Origin of the sequence: Candidatus Pelagibacter sp. Uisw_106, assembly GCF_047724975.1 — a bacterium.
GTDB lineage: Bacteria > Pseudomonadota > Alphaproteobacteria > Pelagibacterales > Pelagibacteraceae > Pelagibacter.
In genome coordinates this window covers 391,615-407,032 of record NZ_CP159819.1, presented here as the reverse complement: position 1 = coordinate 407,032, position 15,418 = coordinate 391,615, and the positions used below count along the sequence as shown (strand labels likewise).

General features: G+C 31.5%; 16 protein-coding genes. All 16 read right to left on the bottom strand.

Annotated features, from left to right (window positions below):
• Position 1: 1 nt before the first annotated feature.
• Positions 2 to 847: a fumarylacetoacetate hydrolase family protein gene (locus ABXT45_RS02150; RefSeq protein ID WP_415314140.1), complete on the bottom strand. Its 846-nt coding sequence runs from the start codon at positions 845 to 847 to the stop codon at positions 2 to 4.
• Positions 844 to 1,713 (bottom strand): NAD(P)-dependent oxidoreductase, encoded by an 870-nt coding sequence (locus ABXT45_RS02145; protein ID WP_415314138.1) that lies wholly within the window; start codon positions 1,711 to 1,713, stop codon positions 844 to 846. Before ABXT45_RS02145 ends, ABXT45_RS02150 begins: the two co-directional genes overlap by 4 nt.
• A gap of 60 nt (positions 1,714 to 1,773) precedes the next feature.
• Positions 1,774 to 2,655: an SMP-30/gluconolactonase/LRE family protein gene (locus ABXT45_RS02140; RefSeq protein ID WP_415314136.1), complete on the bottom strand. Its 882-nt coding sequence runs from the start codon at positions 2,653 to 2,655 to the stop codon at positions 1,774 to 1,776.
• 1 nt (position 2,656) lies between these two features.
• Positions 2,657 to 3,499, bottom strand: coding sequence for a fumarylacetoacetate hydrolase family protein (locus tag ABXT45_RS02135; protein ID WP_415314134.1), 843 nt, complete (start codon positions 3,497 to 3,499; stop codon positions 2,657 to 2,659).
• Between the two features lie 21 nt (positions 3,500 to 3,520).
• Entirely contained in the window at positions 3,521 to 4,264 is a 744-nt protein-coding gene (locus ABXT45_RS02130; protein WP_415314133.1) for an SDR family oxidoreductase, read from the bottom strand.
• A 13-nt stretch (positions 4,265 to 4,277) separates the two neighbouring features.
• Positions 4,278 to 6,053, bottom strand: a complete 1,776-nt coding sequence (locus ABXT45_RS02125; RefSeq protein ID WP_415314132.1) for an IlvD/Edd family dehydratase — start codon at positions 6,051 to 6,053, stop codon at positions 4,278 to 4,280.
• A gap of 1 nt (position 6,054) precedes the next feature.
• Complete coding sequence (locus tag ABXT45_RS02120; RefSeq protein WP_415314131.1) at positions 6,055 to 6,816, bottom strand: SDR family NAD(P)-dependent oxidoreductase; 762 nt, start codon at positions 6,814 to 6,816, stop codon at positions 6,055 to 6,057.
• A 1-nt stretch (position 6,817) separates the two neighbouring features.
• Complete coding sequence (locus ABXT45_RS02115) at positions 6,818 to 7,918, bottom strand: ABC transporter ATP-binding protein (protein ID WP_415314129.1); 1,101 nt, start codon at positions 7,916 to 7,918, stop codon at positions 6,818 to 6,820.
• Between the two features lies 1 nt (position 7,919).
• Complete coding sequence (locus tag ABXT45_RS02110; protein ID WP_415286809.1) at positions 7,920 to 8,822, bottom strand: carbohydrate ABC transporter permease; 903 nt, start codon at positions 8,820 to 8,822, stop codon at positions 7,920 to 7,922.
• Complete coding sequence (locus ABXT45_RS02105; protein WP_415314127.1) at positions 8,812 to 9,684, bottom strand: carbohydrate ABC transporter permease; 873 nt, start codon at positions 9,682 to 9,684, stop codon at positions 8,812 to 8,814. Before ABXT45_RS02105 ends, ABXT45_RS02110 begins: the two co-directional genes overlap by 11 nt.
• A 63-nt stretch (positions 9,685 to 9,747) precedes the next feature.
• A complete protein-coding gene (locus ABXT45_RS02100; RefSeq protein ID WP_415314125.1) occupies positions 9,748 to 11,007 on the bottom strand; it encodes an ABC transporter substrate-binding protein in 1,260 nt (419 codons plus the stop codon).
• A gap of 204 nt (positions 11,008 to 11,211) precedes the next feature.
• Positions 11,212 to 12,114 carry an ROK family protein gene (locus ABXT45_RS02095; RefSeq protein ID WP_415314124.1) on the bottom strand — a complete coding sequence of 301 codons (903 nt, stop codon included), beginning with the start codon at positions 12,112 to 12,114 and terminating at the stop codon, positions 11,212 to 11,214.
• Between the two features lie 2 nt (positions 12,115 to 12,116).
• Complete coding sequence (locus ABXT45_RS02090; RefSeq protein ID WP_415314123.1) at positions 12,117 to 12,863, bottom strand: SDR family NAD(P)-dependent oxidoreductase; 747 nt, start codon at positions 12,861 to 12,863, stop codon at positions 12,117 to 12,119.
• A 73-nt stretch (positions 12,864 to 12,936) separates the two neighbouring features.
• On the bottom strand, positions 12,937 to 13,965 hold the full coding sequence (gene mgrA, locus ABXT45_RS02085) for an L-glyceraldehyde 3-phosphate reductase (RefSeq protein ID WP_415314121.1): 1,029 nt from the start codon (positions 13,963 to 13,965) through the stop codon (positions 12,937 to 12,939).
• Positions 13,966 to 14,877 carry a ribokinase gene (rbsK, locus tag ABXT45_RS02080; RefSeq protein WP_415314119.1) on the bottom strand — a complete coding sequence of 304 codons (912 nt, stop codon included), beginning with the start codon at positions 14,875 to 14,877 and terminating at the stop codon, positions 13,966 to 13,968. It abuts the gene before it with no gap.
• Positions 14,877 to 15,347, bottom strand: a complete 471-nt coding sequence (locus ABXT45_RS02075) for an RbsD/FucU family protein (protein ID WP_415314118.1) — start codon at positions 15,345 to 15,347, stop codon at positions 14,877 to 14,879. The genes rbsK and ABXT45_RS02075 overlap by 1 nt, the downstream gene beginning before the upstream one ends.
• Between the last annotated feature and the right edge of the window lie 71 nt (positions 15,348 to 15,418).

Genomic DNA, 15,418 nt, shown 5'->3' with positions numbered 1-15,418 from the left:
ATTATTGTTCTAGAATAACTTTAGAATTTTGCACACCCAAACTATCAACATTTAGTCTCATCTCGTCACCTTCCTTAAGAAAAACAGGAGGATTCATGCCAAGACCAACTCCTGGAGGGGTACCGGTAGTTACTATATCACCAGGCATTAATGTTATAAAGCTTGTGATATGAGCTACCAAAAAGTTAAAATTAAAAATCATTTGGTTGGTGTTACCTGTTTGATGTCTATTACCATTAACATCTAGTGTTAAGTTCAAATTATTAACATCTTTGATTTCATCTTTGGTCACCAAATAAGGTCCTAAAGGTCCAAATGTATCGCCAGATTTACCTTTAACCCATTGACCCCCTTTTTCTTTTTGCCATTCACGCTCACTGATATCGTTGCAGATGCAGTATCCAAAAATGTAATCTTGCGCGTCTTTTTCTAAAACTCTTTTTGCTTTTTTTCCTATAACAAAAGCAATCTCAACTTCATGATCTAATTTTTTTGAAGTCTTGGGTATAATTACATTATCACTTGGTCCAACTATAGAATGAACTGACTTATTAAATAGAACTGGGTTCTCTGGTGTTTTTGCACCTGTCTCTTTTGCATGCTCAACATAATTTAAACCGATTGCAAAAAAATTTCCTGGTTTAGAAATACAAGACCCTATTCTTTCATTTTGATTTATCTCTTCTAAACTCTTCAAGTCTATCTCTTTAATTTTATCTAGGGTTTCAAAATTAATACTTTCAGGATTTAAATCTTTAATAACTGAAGATAAATTTCTATATTTTCCTTCATTATCTAATACTACAGGAATTTCTTGTCCTACTTTTCCAATTCTTAAAAATTTCATTTTTTATTTATCTTTTTAATTGCATTATATAAAGAGCTATGATCAGTATTACCATGTCCATCTGCTACTAGATCTTTATACATTTCTTTAATTAAACTAGAAATAGGCAAATGAGTTTCAACAGCTTTTCCAGCATTAATGATATTAGTCATATCTTTTAATTGCGTTGTAGTTTTTCCTTTTGGAGAGAAATCTTTACCAATCATTCTTTTTCCATGAGTTTGTAATATTTTACTATCAGCCCATCCTCCTGATAAGGCTTCAATCATTTTACTTGGATTGGTTCCAGATTTTTCACATAAAGTAACTGCTTCTGCTACAGCTCCAATAGTAACACCTACAATTATTTGATTTGCTAGTTTTGAAATTTGACCAGACGTCACAGGTCCTACTAATGTTGGGTTGCCTAATATTTTAAGAAGATCATAACATTCTTCAAATGTTTTTTTATCACCACCCACCATGATAGCTAAAGAAGCCTCTTCTGCTCCAATTGTTCCACCAGATACAGGTGCATCTAGATAGTTAATATTCTTTTCTTTTAAAATCTCAGCATATTTTTTTGTAATAACAGGATTGACAGAACTCATATCAATTACTGTGGCACTTTCTTTAATGTTGGATATAAATTCATCACTACCCATCACTTTTTCTACCGCAGAATCATCTGTAAGCATTGCAATAACTACATCAGAATTTGTAACAACATCTTTGATAGATGTAGATATTTCTGCTCCAAATTCTTTTAATCTATCTGCTTTATCTTGGGATCTATTATAAGCTTTTAAATTATAACCTGATTTAAGAAGGTTTTTTGCCATGGGAAACCCCATAAGACCAATTCCAATAAAACCAATATTCTTCATATAACTTATATATAACCTATACTATTTTCTTAACTACGCTTAATCGCTTTATAATTATTATTATATCTTAAAGGATTTTGGCTGAATTCCCTTAATATTTGTTTTTATCTTAAATAAAGAGCCTGAAAGTTTATATTTTTTAATTTCATTTTTATTCATACCTTTTAAAGCTGTTGATACAAAAATATCATTATTATTCAATCCGCCAAAAATACAATTTGTGATATTTTTTGCTGGTAAGTCAATTTTATGAATTTTTTTACCTTTTAAATTATAAACGGAAATACACGCTCCACCAAAATGACAAACCCAAATATTTTTTTTTGAGTCAATCGTCATTCCATCAGGTGAGCCATCCTTTTTAGAGAATTTTAAAAATTTTGTTTTTTTAACTATTTTATATTTTTTATTTATTTTAATTTTATAAATTGTTTTACTACGACTATCAGTGTGTAAGAAATTTTCAGCATTGATAAAAGCCGGTCCATTTGTAATGTAATATTTTGTATCTACTTTATGAATATTAAGTTTTTTATCTAAACAATATAATGATCCATTTTTAATAGATCTCTCAGGGTTATCCATAGTTCCAAACCACAATCTACCTTTAGGGTCTATCTTTCCATCATTTATTCTATTTAGAGGTATATCTTCTTCAATTGGAATAGATCTAATAGTTTCTTTATTTTTAAGATTAACAATTCTAAGCTCTGATTGTAAACCAAGTATAAAAATATCTTTTTTAATATGAGCAAGAAACCCAATTTCTTTATCTACTTTAATAATTCTTTTTTTATTAGTTTTTATATTTAAAGTTAAAATTTTTTTTTTCTTAATATCAACAAAGTAAATTGAATTATGTGATGGCACCCATAGAGTGCCCTCACCTAATATTGCTTTTGAATTCCAGATAACTTTAGGCTCTGAAGTTATGATATTCAAATTATTCTGCTACAACTTTTGAGTTTTGTTCACCTAAATTATCAATCGATAATCTAATTGCGTCACCTTCTTTTAAAAACACTTGAGGTTTTTTTCCCATACCCACTCCTGGAGGTGTTCCAGTTGTAATAATGTCACCTGCTTGTAATGTCATAAACTTACTTAAATATGAAACTATAAAGAACACATTAAATATCATCTTATCTGTATTTCCAGTTTGCATTCTTTGTCCATTAACATCCAAGCTTAAATTAAGACTGTTGATGTTAGAAATTTCACTTTTAGTGACCAAATATGGTCCAATTGGTCCATATGTATCATGTGATTTTCCTTTAACCCACTGACCCATTTTTTTAAGTTGCCACTCTCTTTCACTCACATCGTTTACTAAACAATATCCAAGAATGTGACTTTCAGCTTCGTTTTCATTAATGTTTTTAGCATCTTTTCCAATAATTATTCCCAATTCAACTTCCCAATCAAGTTCTTTTGAATCTTTTGAAATTTGAATATCATCATTTGGACCATTAATTGAACTTGTTGCTTTCATGAATACAATGGGTTCTGATGGAGCATCCATGCCAGACTCTGCCGCATGATCAGAATAATTTAAACCAATTGCTACAAACTTTCCTGGTTTATTAATACACGCACCTATTCTCTCAGAATTTGAAATTTCAGGTAAGTTTTCTAAATCTATACTTTCTAATTTTTTAATAGTTTCAAAATTTACAGTATCTGAATTTAAATCAGTAATATGAGAACTTAAATCTCTAATTTTTCCATTTTTATCTAATGCTGCTGGTTTTTCTTTTCCTTTAACACCTACTCTTAATAGCTTCATAGTTATCCTTTTTTTAATTTATTAAATTGAAATTCCACCATCAACAGAAATTGTTGTTCCTGTAGTAAATGTTGCATCGTCTCCAGCTAAATAAACTGCTACAGCTGCTATTTCTTCTGCTGTTCCCAGTCTTCCCATTGGTTGTCTTGCTATAAAATCTTTCTTAGCTTGTACCGGATCTGAGCTTTGATTAACTCTATCTTGCCAAGAAGGTGAAAATACCGTCCCAGGTGCAATAGAATTACATCTAATATTTTGTTTTACAAAATCTGCAGCTATTGATTTAGTTAAGCCAATTACCGCTCCTTTTGTAGTTCCGTAAACAAATCTATTTGGAAATCCTTTAAGGCTTGAGGCACATGACGAAACATTAATTATACTTCCACCATTCTGTTTAACCATTAAAGGTAAAATTGCTTTACACATTTGATACATAGATTTAACATTCACATCAAAAGAAAAATCCCAATCTTTTTCTTCGCAATCTAGAATAGTTCCATGGTGAACAAAGCCCACAGCATTGAACAAAACATCAACTCTATCTACACTTTTCATAAATTCCAAAATAGCATTATTGTCTGTTGAGTCTAGAGTGTGAACTTTAATTTTAGGATATTCTTTATTTAATTCAGCTAAAGTTTTATCATTTAAATCTGTTGCAGTTACATTTGCACCTTCACTATGAAATGCTATAGCAGTTGCTTTACCAATTCCCTGGCCTGCAGCTGTTACAATAATATTTTTACCTTCTAGTCTATTGCTCATGTTTTTCCTTTTTTTAATGTGAATGCCTAGGCATTCCTTTTGTGTTTGTTATATCTAGATATAAAGATTCAGTCTCTAAGCAAGCACCAGTTTCAAGTTGACCCACCATTTTTCTTGAAATTTCTTGCCACGGTGTTTGGTTTATTAATACTGGCATCTTTGTATTTTTTTTTCTGTCAGCAATCTCTGTCTCTGATATTAATAAATCAATTCTTCTATTGTTGAGATCAATCTTAATTTTATCTCCTGTTTGAACTATCAGTAAATCACCACCAATGGCCGATTCTGGTGAAACATTCAATATAGATGGACTTTCAGAGGTGCCACTTTGTCTGCCATCTCCTAATGTAGGAAGAGTATTAATGCCCTTTTTCAACAATCTATCTGGTGGCTGCATATTCACAACTTCTGCTGATCCAGGATATCCAACAGGTCCGCAACCTCTAATCATTAAAATTGAATTTTCATCTATATTTAACTTTTCATCATTAATTCTTGCATGATAATCTTCCGGACCTTCAAATATTACTGCATTTGCCTCAAATACATTTTTATTTTTGGGATCTGATAAGTATCTTTTTCTAAACTCCTCACTAATAACTGATGTTTTCATGACAGCAGAATTGAAAAAATTACTTCTCATAACAATATAGCCAGCATTTTCTACTAATGGATTTGCAAATGATTTAATAACATCTGTATCAACATCTATCTTAATCTTTAAATTCTCTTCTACAGTTTTCCCAGATACTGTAAGTACATTTTTGTGTAATTTATTATTTTTTAATAATTCTTGCATAATAGCTGGAATACCACCAGCGCTGTGAAATCTTTCCATCAAGTGTTCTCCCGCAGGCTGACAATTTACTAGTAATGGGATATCGTGACCTAGTGTTTGCCAATTTTCTATATCTAATTCTAAACCCATATGTCTTGCTATGGCGGTAAGGTGTGGAGGACAGTTGCTTGATGCACCGATGGCACTTGCAACTAAGATTGCATTTTCAAATGCTTCTTTAGTCATAATTTTTGAAGGGGTTAAATCTTCATGAACCATATCGACAATTCTTTTTCCTGTTTCAAATGAGATTTGTGATCTCTCCCTATATGGAGCCGGTATAGCTGCACAACCTGTCAAAGACATTCCCAAAGCTTCTGCTATAGAGTTCATAGATGAAGCAGTTCCCATTGTATTACAATGACCTATACTTGGTGCAGATGCAGCAACCATATCCATAAATTCATCATAAGTAATCTCTCCTTTTGCATGGAGTTTTCTTGCTTCCCAAACAACAGTTCCTGATCCAACTTTTTTTCCTTTATAGTTTCCATCAAGCATTGGACCACCAGATAAAACTATCGCTGGTATGTTTACTGTTGCTGCAGCCATTAAGGCTGCTGGTGTTGTCTTATCACAACCAGTTGTTAAAATTACACCATCAATAGGATAACCAAATAAAACCTCAACTAAAGATAAGTAAGATAAATTTCTATCTAAACCTGCTGTAGGCCTCTTACCCGTTTCTTGAATTGGATGAGTTGGAAATTCCATGGGTATTCCTCCAGCCTGTCTAATACCATCTTTAATTCTACTGCTTAACTCCTGAAAATGTCTATTGCATGGCGATAAGTCACTACCCGATTGTGCAATTCCAATTATAGGTTTTCCAGATTGTAGCTCGTGTCTTGTCATTCCATAATTTAGATATCTTTCTAAATATAGAGCTGTAAGAGCTGGATCATTTGGATTATCAAACCATTGTTTACTTCTTAATTCTTTTTTTTTCATTTTAGACTATCCCACCATCTACAATAAAATTTTGTTTTGTACATCCTGATGATTGGTTGGATCCAAGAAAGAGTATCATTGTAGCTACATCCTTTGGTTTCAATTGTCTTTTTAAGGCTTGTTTTTCCAAAATGAGCTTCTTATATTTTGGCGTTAACCAGTGTTTTATCTGTCTTTCTGTTGCAATAGAGCCAGGAGTAACTGAATTAACTCTAATATTATACTTACCAAATTCTTGTGCAAATGATCTTGTTAAACCCATAACCGCAGATTTTGCAGTCTCATAAACAACTTTATCTCCCTCTCCCAACATCCAAGAAACAGAGCTAAGGTTTATAATTGAACCACCTTTATTTTTAATCATACCTTTTATTACTGATTGGGATGCAAAAAAATAATGTCTTAAATTGATGTTCATTCTATTTTCCCAGTATTTTTCATCAACTTGGTCTGTCGTATGTCTATTGTCATTAGCTGCACTGTTTACCAAAATATCAATTGGTCCTTTAGTTCTCGTTATCTTTTTAATTATGTTTTGTAATTTCTTAATATTTACTAAATTGCATTCAATAAAAGTTGGAAGTTTTAATTTTTTATTTTTAATATTTTTTAATAATTTGTTTGATTCTTTAATATCTATATCAATAAAAAAAACTTCTGCTCCTTGTTCACAAAAATGTTCAACAATGGATGCTCCAATACCAGAGCCTCCACCGGTAACAAAAACAATTTTATTTTTTAAATCGTCATAAATAGCTGTCATTTTATATCCTTTTTTTTGACTGTTTATCAAATAAAGAAATTTGAGATGTATCAATATTTAATTTTAAATCTTTATTTATTTCTATATCAAATGTGGAAGAAAATTTACCCAGAACTTGTTGACCTAAATAATCAAATGTTACTATTTGCTCATGACCTGTATATTCTAATAGCTCTGATTTTAAACTGATCTCAAAACAATCAGGATTAATTTTTTCAAAATAAATATGTTCTGGTCTAATTCCTAAATAAGCTGATACTTCATTACCATCAAATTTACTTTTAAAAGAATAATTTCCAACTGGTATTTTAACACTATCATTTGAACCATTTGGCATAAAAACAATATCATTGTTATCTTTTGTTAACTTACCTTCAACCAAATTCATTGATGGAGATCCAATAAAATCTGCAACAAAAATACTTTCTGGTTTATTGTAAATATTTTTAGGAGTATCACATTGTTGGATTAGTCCATGATCCATGATAGCAATATTTGTACCTAAACTCATTGCCTCTGTTTGATCATGAGTAACATAAACTATTGTAGTTCCAAGTGTTTGATGCAGTTTTTTAATTTCTCTTCTCATTTCAACTCTTAATTTTGCGTCAAGATTTGATAACGGTTCATCAAATAGAAAAATTTTAGGATCTCTTACTAATGCCCTACCCATTGCAACACGTTGACGTTGACCACCAGATAATTGAGATGGTTTTCTGTCTAATAGTTGAGTTATTTGTAATAAATTAGAAACATCATCTAATGCTTTTGCTATTTTTTCTTTTGGGGTTTTTCTTTGCTCTAAACCAAATGTTACATTCTTTCTAACAGTCATTGCTGGATAAAGAGCATAAGACTGAAATACTAAAGCAATATCTCTGTCACTTGGCTCCATATTATTCACAATATGATCGTCTATTAAAATATCCCCACTATTAGAGGTTTCTAGACCAGCAATAGTGTTTAATAATGTAGATTTTCCACAGCCAGATGGTCCTAAGAGCACAAGAAATTCACCATGTTTAATATCTAGGTTAATTCCTTTTAACACTTCTGTTTTTCCAAAATTTTTATTTATGTCATTAATTTTTAAAGTTGCCATATTATCCTTTCACTGATCCAGCTGTTAGTCCTTTGATAAAATAATTTCCAGCAAGAATATAAACTATTAATGTCGGAATTCCCGTAATGATTGCTGCCGCCATATCTACGTTGTATCTTTTGACAGCCGTGCCTGTTAAAACCAAGTTATTAAGAGCAACTTGAATTGGTGCAGATTCACCGAATGAAAAAGTAGCACCAAATAAAAAATCATTCCACACTTGAGTAAATTGCCAAATAACAGTTACAACTATTATTGGTATAGAAATTGGTAAAATGATTTTAAAAAATATTTTAAAAAAACCAGCACCATCTATTCTTGCGGCTCTTACCATTTCATCTGAAATTGATACATAGTAATTTCTACAAAATAAAGTTGTAAAACAAATTCCATAAACAACATGAACTAGTATTAGTCCATTTATTGAATTTGAAATTCCAAGAACACCCAATGTTCTAGCCATCGGTAACAAAATTGCCTGGTATGGAATAAATGTGCCAAATAAAAATAATAGAAAGACATATGAATCTCCTTTAAATCTCCATTTTGTTAAAGCATAACCGTTAATAGCACCAAGTAGAGTTGATATAACAACAGCAGGGACTACTAGTTTTATTGAGTTCCAAAAATAAGGTTTAAGAAAAACATCCCCCCCTGTATAACCTGTTCCATCCCAAGCTTGTTTCCAGGCATCAAATTTTAAAGAACTGGGTAATGAAAATAAGTTTCCCTGTCTAATTTCAGGCATTGTTTTAAATGAAGTTACAATCATAACATAAAGTGGAGTTAAATAATAAATGACAAAAACTCCTAATATAAAATATAAAATCCATCTATAGATTGTATTTTTTCTTTTAGAATTTGCTTCTAATTTATTTAGTTTTAAAGTTTCTTTATCTTGCATCTTCCCTCTTCAGTTCTGAATATAAATATGGCACAACAATTGCTGATACTGTTAAAAACATCATGATAGCACTTGCGGATGCTAAACCAACTTCGCTTCTATGAAATGCCATAGTCGTCATAAATACTGCTGGCATATCTGATGAAATTCCTGGTCCACCTGAAGTTAGTGCTATAATCAAATCATAACTCTTAATTGATAAGTGTACCAAAATTACTATTGCACTCATAAAAACTGGCCGCATCATTGGAAGAATAATTTTACTGTAAATTGAAAATATTCCTGCACCATCAATTTTCGCAGCTTTAATAATTTCATCATCAACCGATCTTAGACCTGCTAAAAAAATTGCCATTATAAATCCAGATGATTGCCATACACCGGCTATTACTATTGTGTATATTGACATCTCAGGTGTCACCAACCAATCAAATTTAAAGCTCTCAAAACCCATATCGTGTGCAAATTTTTCAATGCCTAGTGTTGGATTTAGAACCCATTTCCAAGCAGTCCCCGTTACAATAAATGATAAAGCCATAGGGTATAAATAAATTGTTCTTAAAAAACCTTCAGCTCTAATCTTTTGATCAAGTAAAATTGAAAGAAGAATTCCAATGGCAATGCATAAAATAATGAATAAAACTGTAAATATAAGTAAATTTTCTACTGCTACGTGCCATCTTGGCATTTTCCACAGTCTGATATACTGGTCTATTCCCCAAAGTTCATATCTTGGCAACATCTTAGACTTAGTGAAAGAGATGTATATCGTCCAAAAAATGAAGCCATAGACAAACCATGACAAAATTCCAAGTGATGGAGTTAAAACTAATTTAGGTAAATTTTTTTTTAACCAAAACATATTTTATAATTAAATCTGCGCTATCATTTTCATGACAGCGCAAATCTTAATATACTTTTTTTATTAAAGTGAAGCCTTAACTGCTGCTGCTAATTTTTTTGCAGCGTCAGACGAAGACATTGTTGAGTTGAAATGCTCAGTAACCACATCTTGAATTGCACCTTTTTGTGCAAGTTTTAATGCCATACCGTGAGCAAAACTTGGTAGTAATCCACCTTTAGAAGCAGCAGTTTTTAAGTCTGCGTTTGATTTTTTAGCACACATATCAAACTCATCCATAGAAACGTCTAATCTTGCAGGTATCGAACCTTTATAGATGTTGAAAACTTTTTGGAAGTTTTTTCCCATCATTAAGCTAGCAAGTAGTTTTTGACCTTCAACTTTTTCTTTACCTTTTACTTTGAAGAAAATAAATGAATCTACATTGTAAAGATATCCATTATCAGATGGAGTTGGTGCACAGATATAATCTTTTCCTGGCGCCTGGTTGTTAGCAGAAAACTCACCTTTTGCCCAGTCACCCATGATTTGAAAAGCAGCTTTGCCTTCCATTACCATACCAGTAGCTATGTTCCAATCTCTTCCTGGAGAACCAGCATCTGTGTAACCTTTAAGTTTTCTCATTTGGTCAAATACTTTAGCCATAGTTGATCCACCTAAGGTAGCAGGATCTAATTCTACAAAAGCTTTTCTGTAAAAATCATTTCCACCAATACCAAGAGCTACAGCTTCAAATACTGTTGCATCTTGCCAAGGCTGACTACCATGAGCTAAAGGAATAATTCCTTTTGCTTGTAGTTTATCTGCTGCAGCATTAAACTCTGCCCAAGTAGAGGGCATTTTAATACCATTTGAATCTAAAACTTTTTTATTAGCCCAGATCCAGTCAATTCTGTGAATGTTTACAGGCGCAGCACAATATGCTTTACCATCATCACATTTCATATGACTTGCAACTTGTTCACTTAAAAGATTGTCCCAACCTTCTTTTTGTGCAACAGCATCGATATTGTAAGGTCCAACCACACCTTCTTCATCATACTCTTGAATTGTAGGACCTTTAATTTGTGCAGCCGCTGGTGCATCGTTAGCAACTATTCTAGCTTTTAGTGTTTGCATTGCTGCATCTCCACCTCCACCAGAAACAGGCATATCTAACCATATTCCACCTTGTGCTGCAAAATCATCTTGTAATACTTTTAAAGCTTTTGCTTCACCACCACCAGTCCACCAGTGCAATACCTCAGCTTTAGGTGCTGCAAATGAAACACTTGGAGTAAGAGCTAGAACTATTAAAGCAACTAACAGTTTTTTCATTTTCATTTTATTCCCTCTCATTTGTTAATAGAAAATTAATCGGTTTGATTAATTTTTAAAAATGAACTCTATTAAAAAAAAAAATTTATTAAAACATAAAAGAACATCGCACAACCTTAGGTTGATCTATATTTTTATCTAATTAAACGTTATTTTATGTGGAAAAAAAAAATTATTAAATATTAATAATCTATTTATAAGTGAACTAATTTAATAACTTGATTTTCTACCTAATCTTGCTGCACCACGCACACCACTTGCGTCTCCAAACTTAGGTTTTAAAAATACACCCTCATATTCTTTTCCTATAACATATTTCTTGGTTATATTTTCTACTTCATCAAGGAAATCAATTTCATTAGTAACACCTCCACCAAATATAAAAGCATCTGGATCAAGAATATTGACTATAGTTGCTAAAGACATTGCAAGGTTAACTTTGAATTCATCTATCATTTTTTCTGCATCTAGTTCGTGTCTTCTATAAAGTTCAAATATTTCATTTGATTTTAAATTTTTATTATACTTTTTGTTAAATCTTTTAGCTAAACCTAGTCCTGAAACAAAACTTTCAATCTCTACTTCTCTTAAGTTTGATGTTTTGAGTTCTTCTTTTTGGGCAGCCATATAAGGTAACTGATTGTGCCCCCATTCCCCTGCAACCCCATTAGGTCCTGAAACAATTTGCTTATCAATAGCTAGTCCACCTCCAGCCCCTGATCCTAGAATTATCCCATAAACAATTTTATAGTGTTTACCAGCTCCATCAATTGCTTCTGACAATGCAAAACAGTTTGCATCATTTTCACAAAAAACCTCTCTATTCAAAGTTGCTCTTAGATCTTTTTGAAAAGGTTTTTTTTCAATCCAAACACAATTAGGTGCATTTTTAACTAATCCTGTCTGTGGTGAATGAACACCTGGATGACAAACTCCAACCGGAAATACATAGTTATGTTTTTTTTCTAGTTCAGCAACAACGTCTTTAATTGTTTGAATTATTGTCATGTAATCTTTTGGGCAATCTCTTCTGCTTCTGTCAACTTCTTCACCGTTATCTTTTAAAATAACACTTTCTATTTTTGTTGCACCAACATCAAATCCAATTTGCATAACTAATAAGTTGCTCTACCACCGCTTAAATCAAAAACTGCAGCAGTTGAAAAAGAATTTTCTTCTGCAGCCAACCAAGTAACTAATGATGCTAATTCATCAACCTTAGCAAATCTATTTCTTGGAATTTTAGAAAGCATATAATTTATATGTTCTTCAGTCATTTGATCAAAAATTCTTGTCTTAGCTGCTGCTGGTGTTACAGCATTTACCGCAATATTTTTATCTGCCAATTCTTTCCCCAAAGATTTTGTAAGCCCTATAACTCCTGCTTTTGCAGTACTATATGCGCTAGCATTTGGGTTTCCTTCTTTTCCTGCAATGGATGCAATATTAACTATTCTTCCGTAGTTATTTTTAATCATATGAGGTGCTATTGCTTTACAACAATAGAAAACAGAATTTAAATCTAAATTCATTACTTTTAACCACTCATCATTTGGATAATTCCATACTTGGGTATTTTTACCTGCCATACCTGCATTGTTTACAAAAATATCAATATTTTTATCTTTAGTGCTTAGTTCAATATTTTTTGTAATATCATCAAAGTTAGTGACATCCACTATTTGATGACTACATTTTTCCGATGATAGTTCTTTTAAAGCTTCATCAACAGCTTTTTGATCGATATCCCAAATTATAACTTCAGCTCCAGACTCTAGAAATCTTTTTGTAATAGCATACCCAAAACCCTGTGCTCCACCAGTCACTATTGCTCTTCTACCTTTTAAATTATAATCATTCATATGTTGACCTTCTATCCTAGTTTTTTATTAAAATTTTAGAAAATGTAAAGTAATCATTAGATAATTTTCAAAATTAATGAGAGCTAGATGGAAGCCACAAATTAATTCCACCGTCTTTAGCTTTTTTGTTAATTGATGATAATTCTTTTTTTGAAAAATTTAAATTTTTTAAGCTTTCCACATTTTCTTTTAATTGTTTTAAATTTCTCACACCAATTAAAGCAGAAGTCACTGCTTTATTATTCAATGTCCATGCAAGAGCCATTTGAGATAAAGATTGGCCTCTTTTTTTTGCAATTGAGTTTAATTCATTAATCATTTTAATATTTTTTTTTGTAATTAAACTTTTGTCTAATGACGTAATTTTTTGATTTGCTCTAGAAATTTTTGGAATTCCTTTTAGATATTTTTCAGAAAGCATTCCTTGAGCTAATGGAGAAAATGCAATGCACCCAATTCCTTTTTTTAAGAGTGTTTTAGTTAAATCTTTTTCAATCCATCTATTTATTAGTGAATATGATGGTTGATGAATTAGAATTTTTATATTTCGTGATTTTAAAATTTCAAACATTTGATTAGTTTTTTTTGAAGAATAAGAGGAAACACCTATGTATTGAGCTTTTCCAGATCTATAAATACTTTCAAGGGCATCTGCCGTTTCTTCAAGTGGCGTATTAGGATCAAATCTATGTGAATAGAAAATATCAAAATAATCTACACACATTCGTTTTAGACTTTGGTCACAACTTGCTATTATATGTTTTTTAGAACCCCATTCTCCGTAAGGTCCTTCCCACATGTCATACCCAGCTTTTGAAGAAATGATAAGCTCATCTCTATACTTCTTTAGATCACCTTTCATCACTTTACCAAAATTTGTCTCTGCACTTCCATATGGTGGTCCATAATTATTTGCTAGGTCGAAATGAGTAATTCCTAAATCAAATGCTTTAAATAAAACTTTTTTAGATTCTGGATTGATAGTTTTTCCTCCAAAATTGTGCCAAAGACCCAAGCTTATTAAAGGAAGTTTAAGACCACTAGAGCCACAATTTCTATATTGCATCTCATCATATCTATTATGATTTGCTTTATATATCATTTAATATTCTTCTACTTCTTTTAATAAAGGCATTGAACTAGCAGCACCTAACCTAGTAGTTGATATACCACCCACTTTATTTGCAAAAATTATTGCATCTTTATAATTAGAGTCTTTAGCAAGTGCTACAGCTAGTGCTCCATTAAACGCATCCCCCGCTCCAGTAGTATCGATAACTTCATCTTTCAAACTTAACGCATCAATAAAATAATTTTCTTCCTTATTTTCAAAATAAACTCCTTTTGCACCTAAGGTAATAATAATATTCTTAACACCCATACTTAAAAATTCTTTTGCAGCATTTTGAATATCTTCTTTTGTCTCAATTTTTTTATTAAGATAAAACTCTGCTTCTGTCTCATTTGGTGTGAAAAAATCTAGTAATGAAAAATCTTCTTTTTGTATTTTTCTTGCTGGTGCTGGATTTAAAATTGTAAGACAATTATTTTCTTTAGCTTTTTTTAAAGCATACATTGTCGTTAAATCTGGGGTCTCCATTTGTGTTAAAAATATCTTTGAATCTTTTATTACATCTAAATTTTTATCAATATCTATATTTTGTAAATGCCCAGCAGCACCTGCAACAATATTAATTGCATTGTGTCCATTTTCATCAATCATTATTCCTGCAACACCAGTAGAAAGACTTGGATCTTGTATTACAGATGCTGTATCCACTCCTGCTTCTTTATATAAAGAGAGTGCCATTTCAGCATGACTATCTTTACCAATTTTAGTTATAAACTTAACATTACCCTCTAATCTTGCTGCTGCAATTGCTTGGTTTGAACCTTTTCCACCTGGTCCAACTAAATGGTTGTTTCCTAAAACTGTCTCACCTCTAGTAGGTATTTTATTTCCAAAAAAACAAAGGTCAGCAACAAATACACCAAAAATAATAATTGAATTCATTAATTTTCAAGAACCCAAACACTTCCATCTGGTTTAATTACACCTTTGGTTAATATAAAGCATCCAAATGGTCTAGCATCTGTTGTTGTAACAATTGCATAAGATTTTTTTGATTCTGCATAAAAAGATTTTCTCTCAATAGATCCTACATTCCAGCTTTCACCCGAAATATCTTTAACTGCTTTAATAAATTCTTTATGAGTTTCTGTTAATTCATTAGGATTGTCATCAACTTCCATTCTATTGGCTGCAGTTCCACCTTGGGATACAATAAAACTATCTAAAGGAAATACAGAAAGGATCGCTTTTGCTGCATCTTTAATATTTACACCATCTAATCTTATGACATTTTTATTCATAGAGTTTGCAGGAAAATTTGCATCTGCTAAAACTAATTTATCTCCATGACCCATAGTACGAAGTGTAAATAGAAGTTCAGGGCTTAGAATGGGATCAATTTTTATTAACATGAGAATATTATATTACATAAAAAAAAAGGGTGGAATAAAAATTCCACCCTTTGATCTTAAAATTTAATCTA

Bases quoted from the DNA above. Each gene is read 5' to 3' on its own strand.
- ABXT45_RS02120 (WP_415314131.1), bottom strand. From the start codon at position 6,816: ATGACAGCTATTTATGACGATTTAAAAAATAAAATTGTTTTTGTTACC.
- ABXT45_RS02130 (WP_415314133.1), bottom strand. From the start codon at position 4,264: ATGAGCAATAGACTAGAAGGTAAAAATATTATTGTAACAGCTGCAGGC.
- ABXT45_RS02145 (WP_415314138.1), bottom strand. From the start codon at position 1,713: ATGAAGAATATTGGTTTTATTGGAATTGGTCTTATGGGGTTTCCCATG.
- ABXT45_RS02105 (WP_415314127.1), bottom strand. From the start codon at position 9,684: ATGTTTTGGTTAAAAAAAAATTTACCTAAATTAGTTTTAACTCCATCA.
- ABXT45_RS02150 (WP_415314140.1), bottom strand. From the start codon at position 847: ATGAAATTTTTAAGAATTGGAAAAGTAGGACAAGAAATTCCTGTAGTA.
- ABXT45_RS02090 (WP_415314123.1), bottom strand. From the start codon at position 12,863: ATGAATGATTATAATTTAAAAGGTAGAAGAGCAATAGTGACTGGTGGA.
- mgrA (WP_415314121.1), bottom strand. From the start codon at position 13,965: ATGATATATAAAGCAAATCATAATAGATATGATGAGATGCAATATAGA.
- ABXT45_RS02075 (WP_415314118.1), bottom strand. From the start codon at position 15,347: ATGTTAATAAAAATTGATCCCATTCTAAGCCCTGAACTTCTATTTACA.
- ABXT45_RS02095 (WP_415314124.1), bottom strand. From the start codon at position 12,114: ATGCAAATTGGATTTGATGTTGGTGCAACAAAAATAGAAAGTGTTATT.
- ABXT45_RS02110 (WP_415286809.1), bottom strand. From the start codon at position 8,822: ATGCAAGATAAAGAAACTTTAAAACTAAATAAATTAGAAGCAAATTCT.
- ABXT45_RS02135 (WP_415314134.1), bottom strand. From the start codon at position 3,499: ATGAAGCTATTAAGAGTAGGTGTTAAAGGAAAAGAAAAACCAGCAGCA.
- ABXT45_RS02125 (WP_415314132.1), bottom strand. From the start codon at position 6,053: ATGAAAAAAAAAGAATTAAGAAGTAAACAATGGTTTGATAATCCAAAT.
- ABXT45_RS02115 (WP_415314129.1), bottom strand. From the start codon at position 7,918: ATGGCAACTTTAAAAATTAATGACATAAATAAAAATTTTGGAAAAACA.
- ABXT45_RS02100 (WP_415314125.1), bottom strand. From the start codon at position 11,007: ATGAAAATGAAAAAACTGTTAGTTGCTTTAATAGTTCTAGCTCTTACT.
- rbsK (WP_415314119.1), bottom strand. From the start codon at position 14,877: ATGAATTCAATTATTATTTTTGGTGTATTTGTTGCTGACCTTTGTTTT.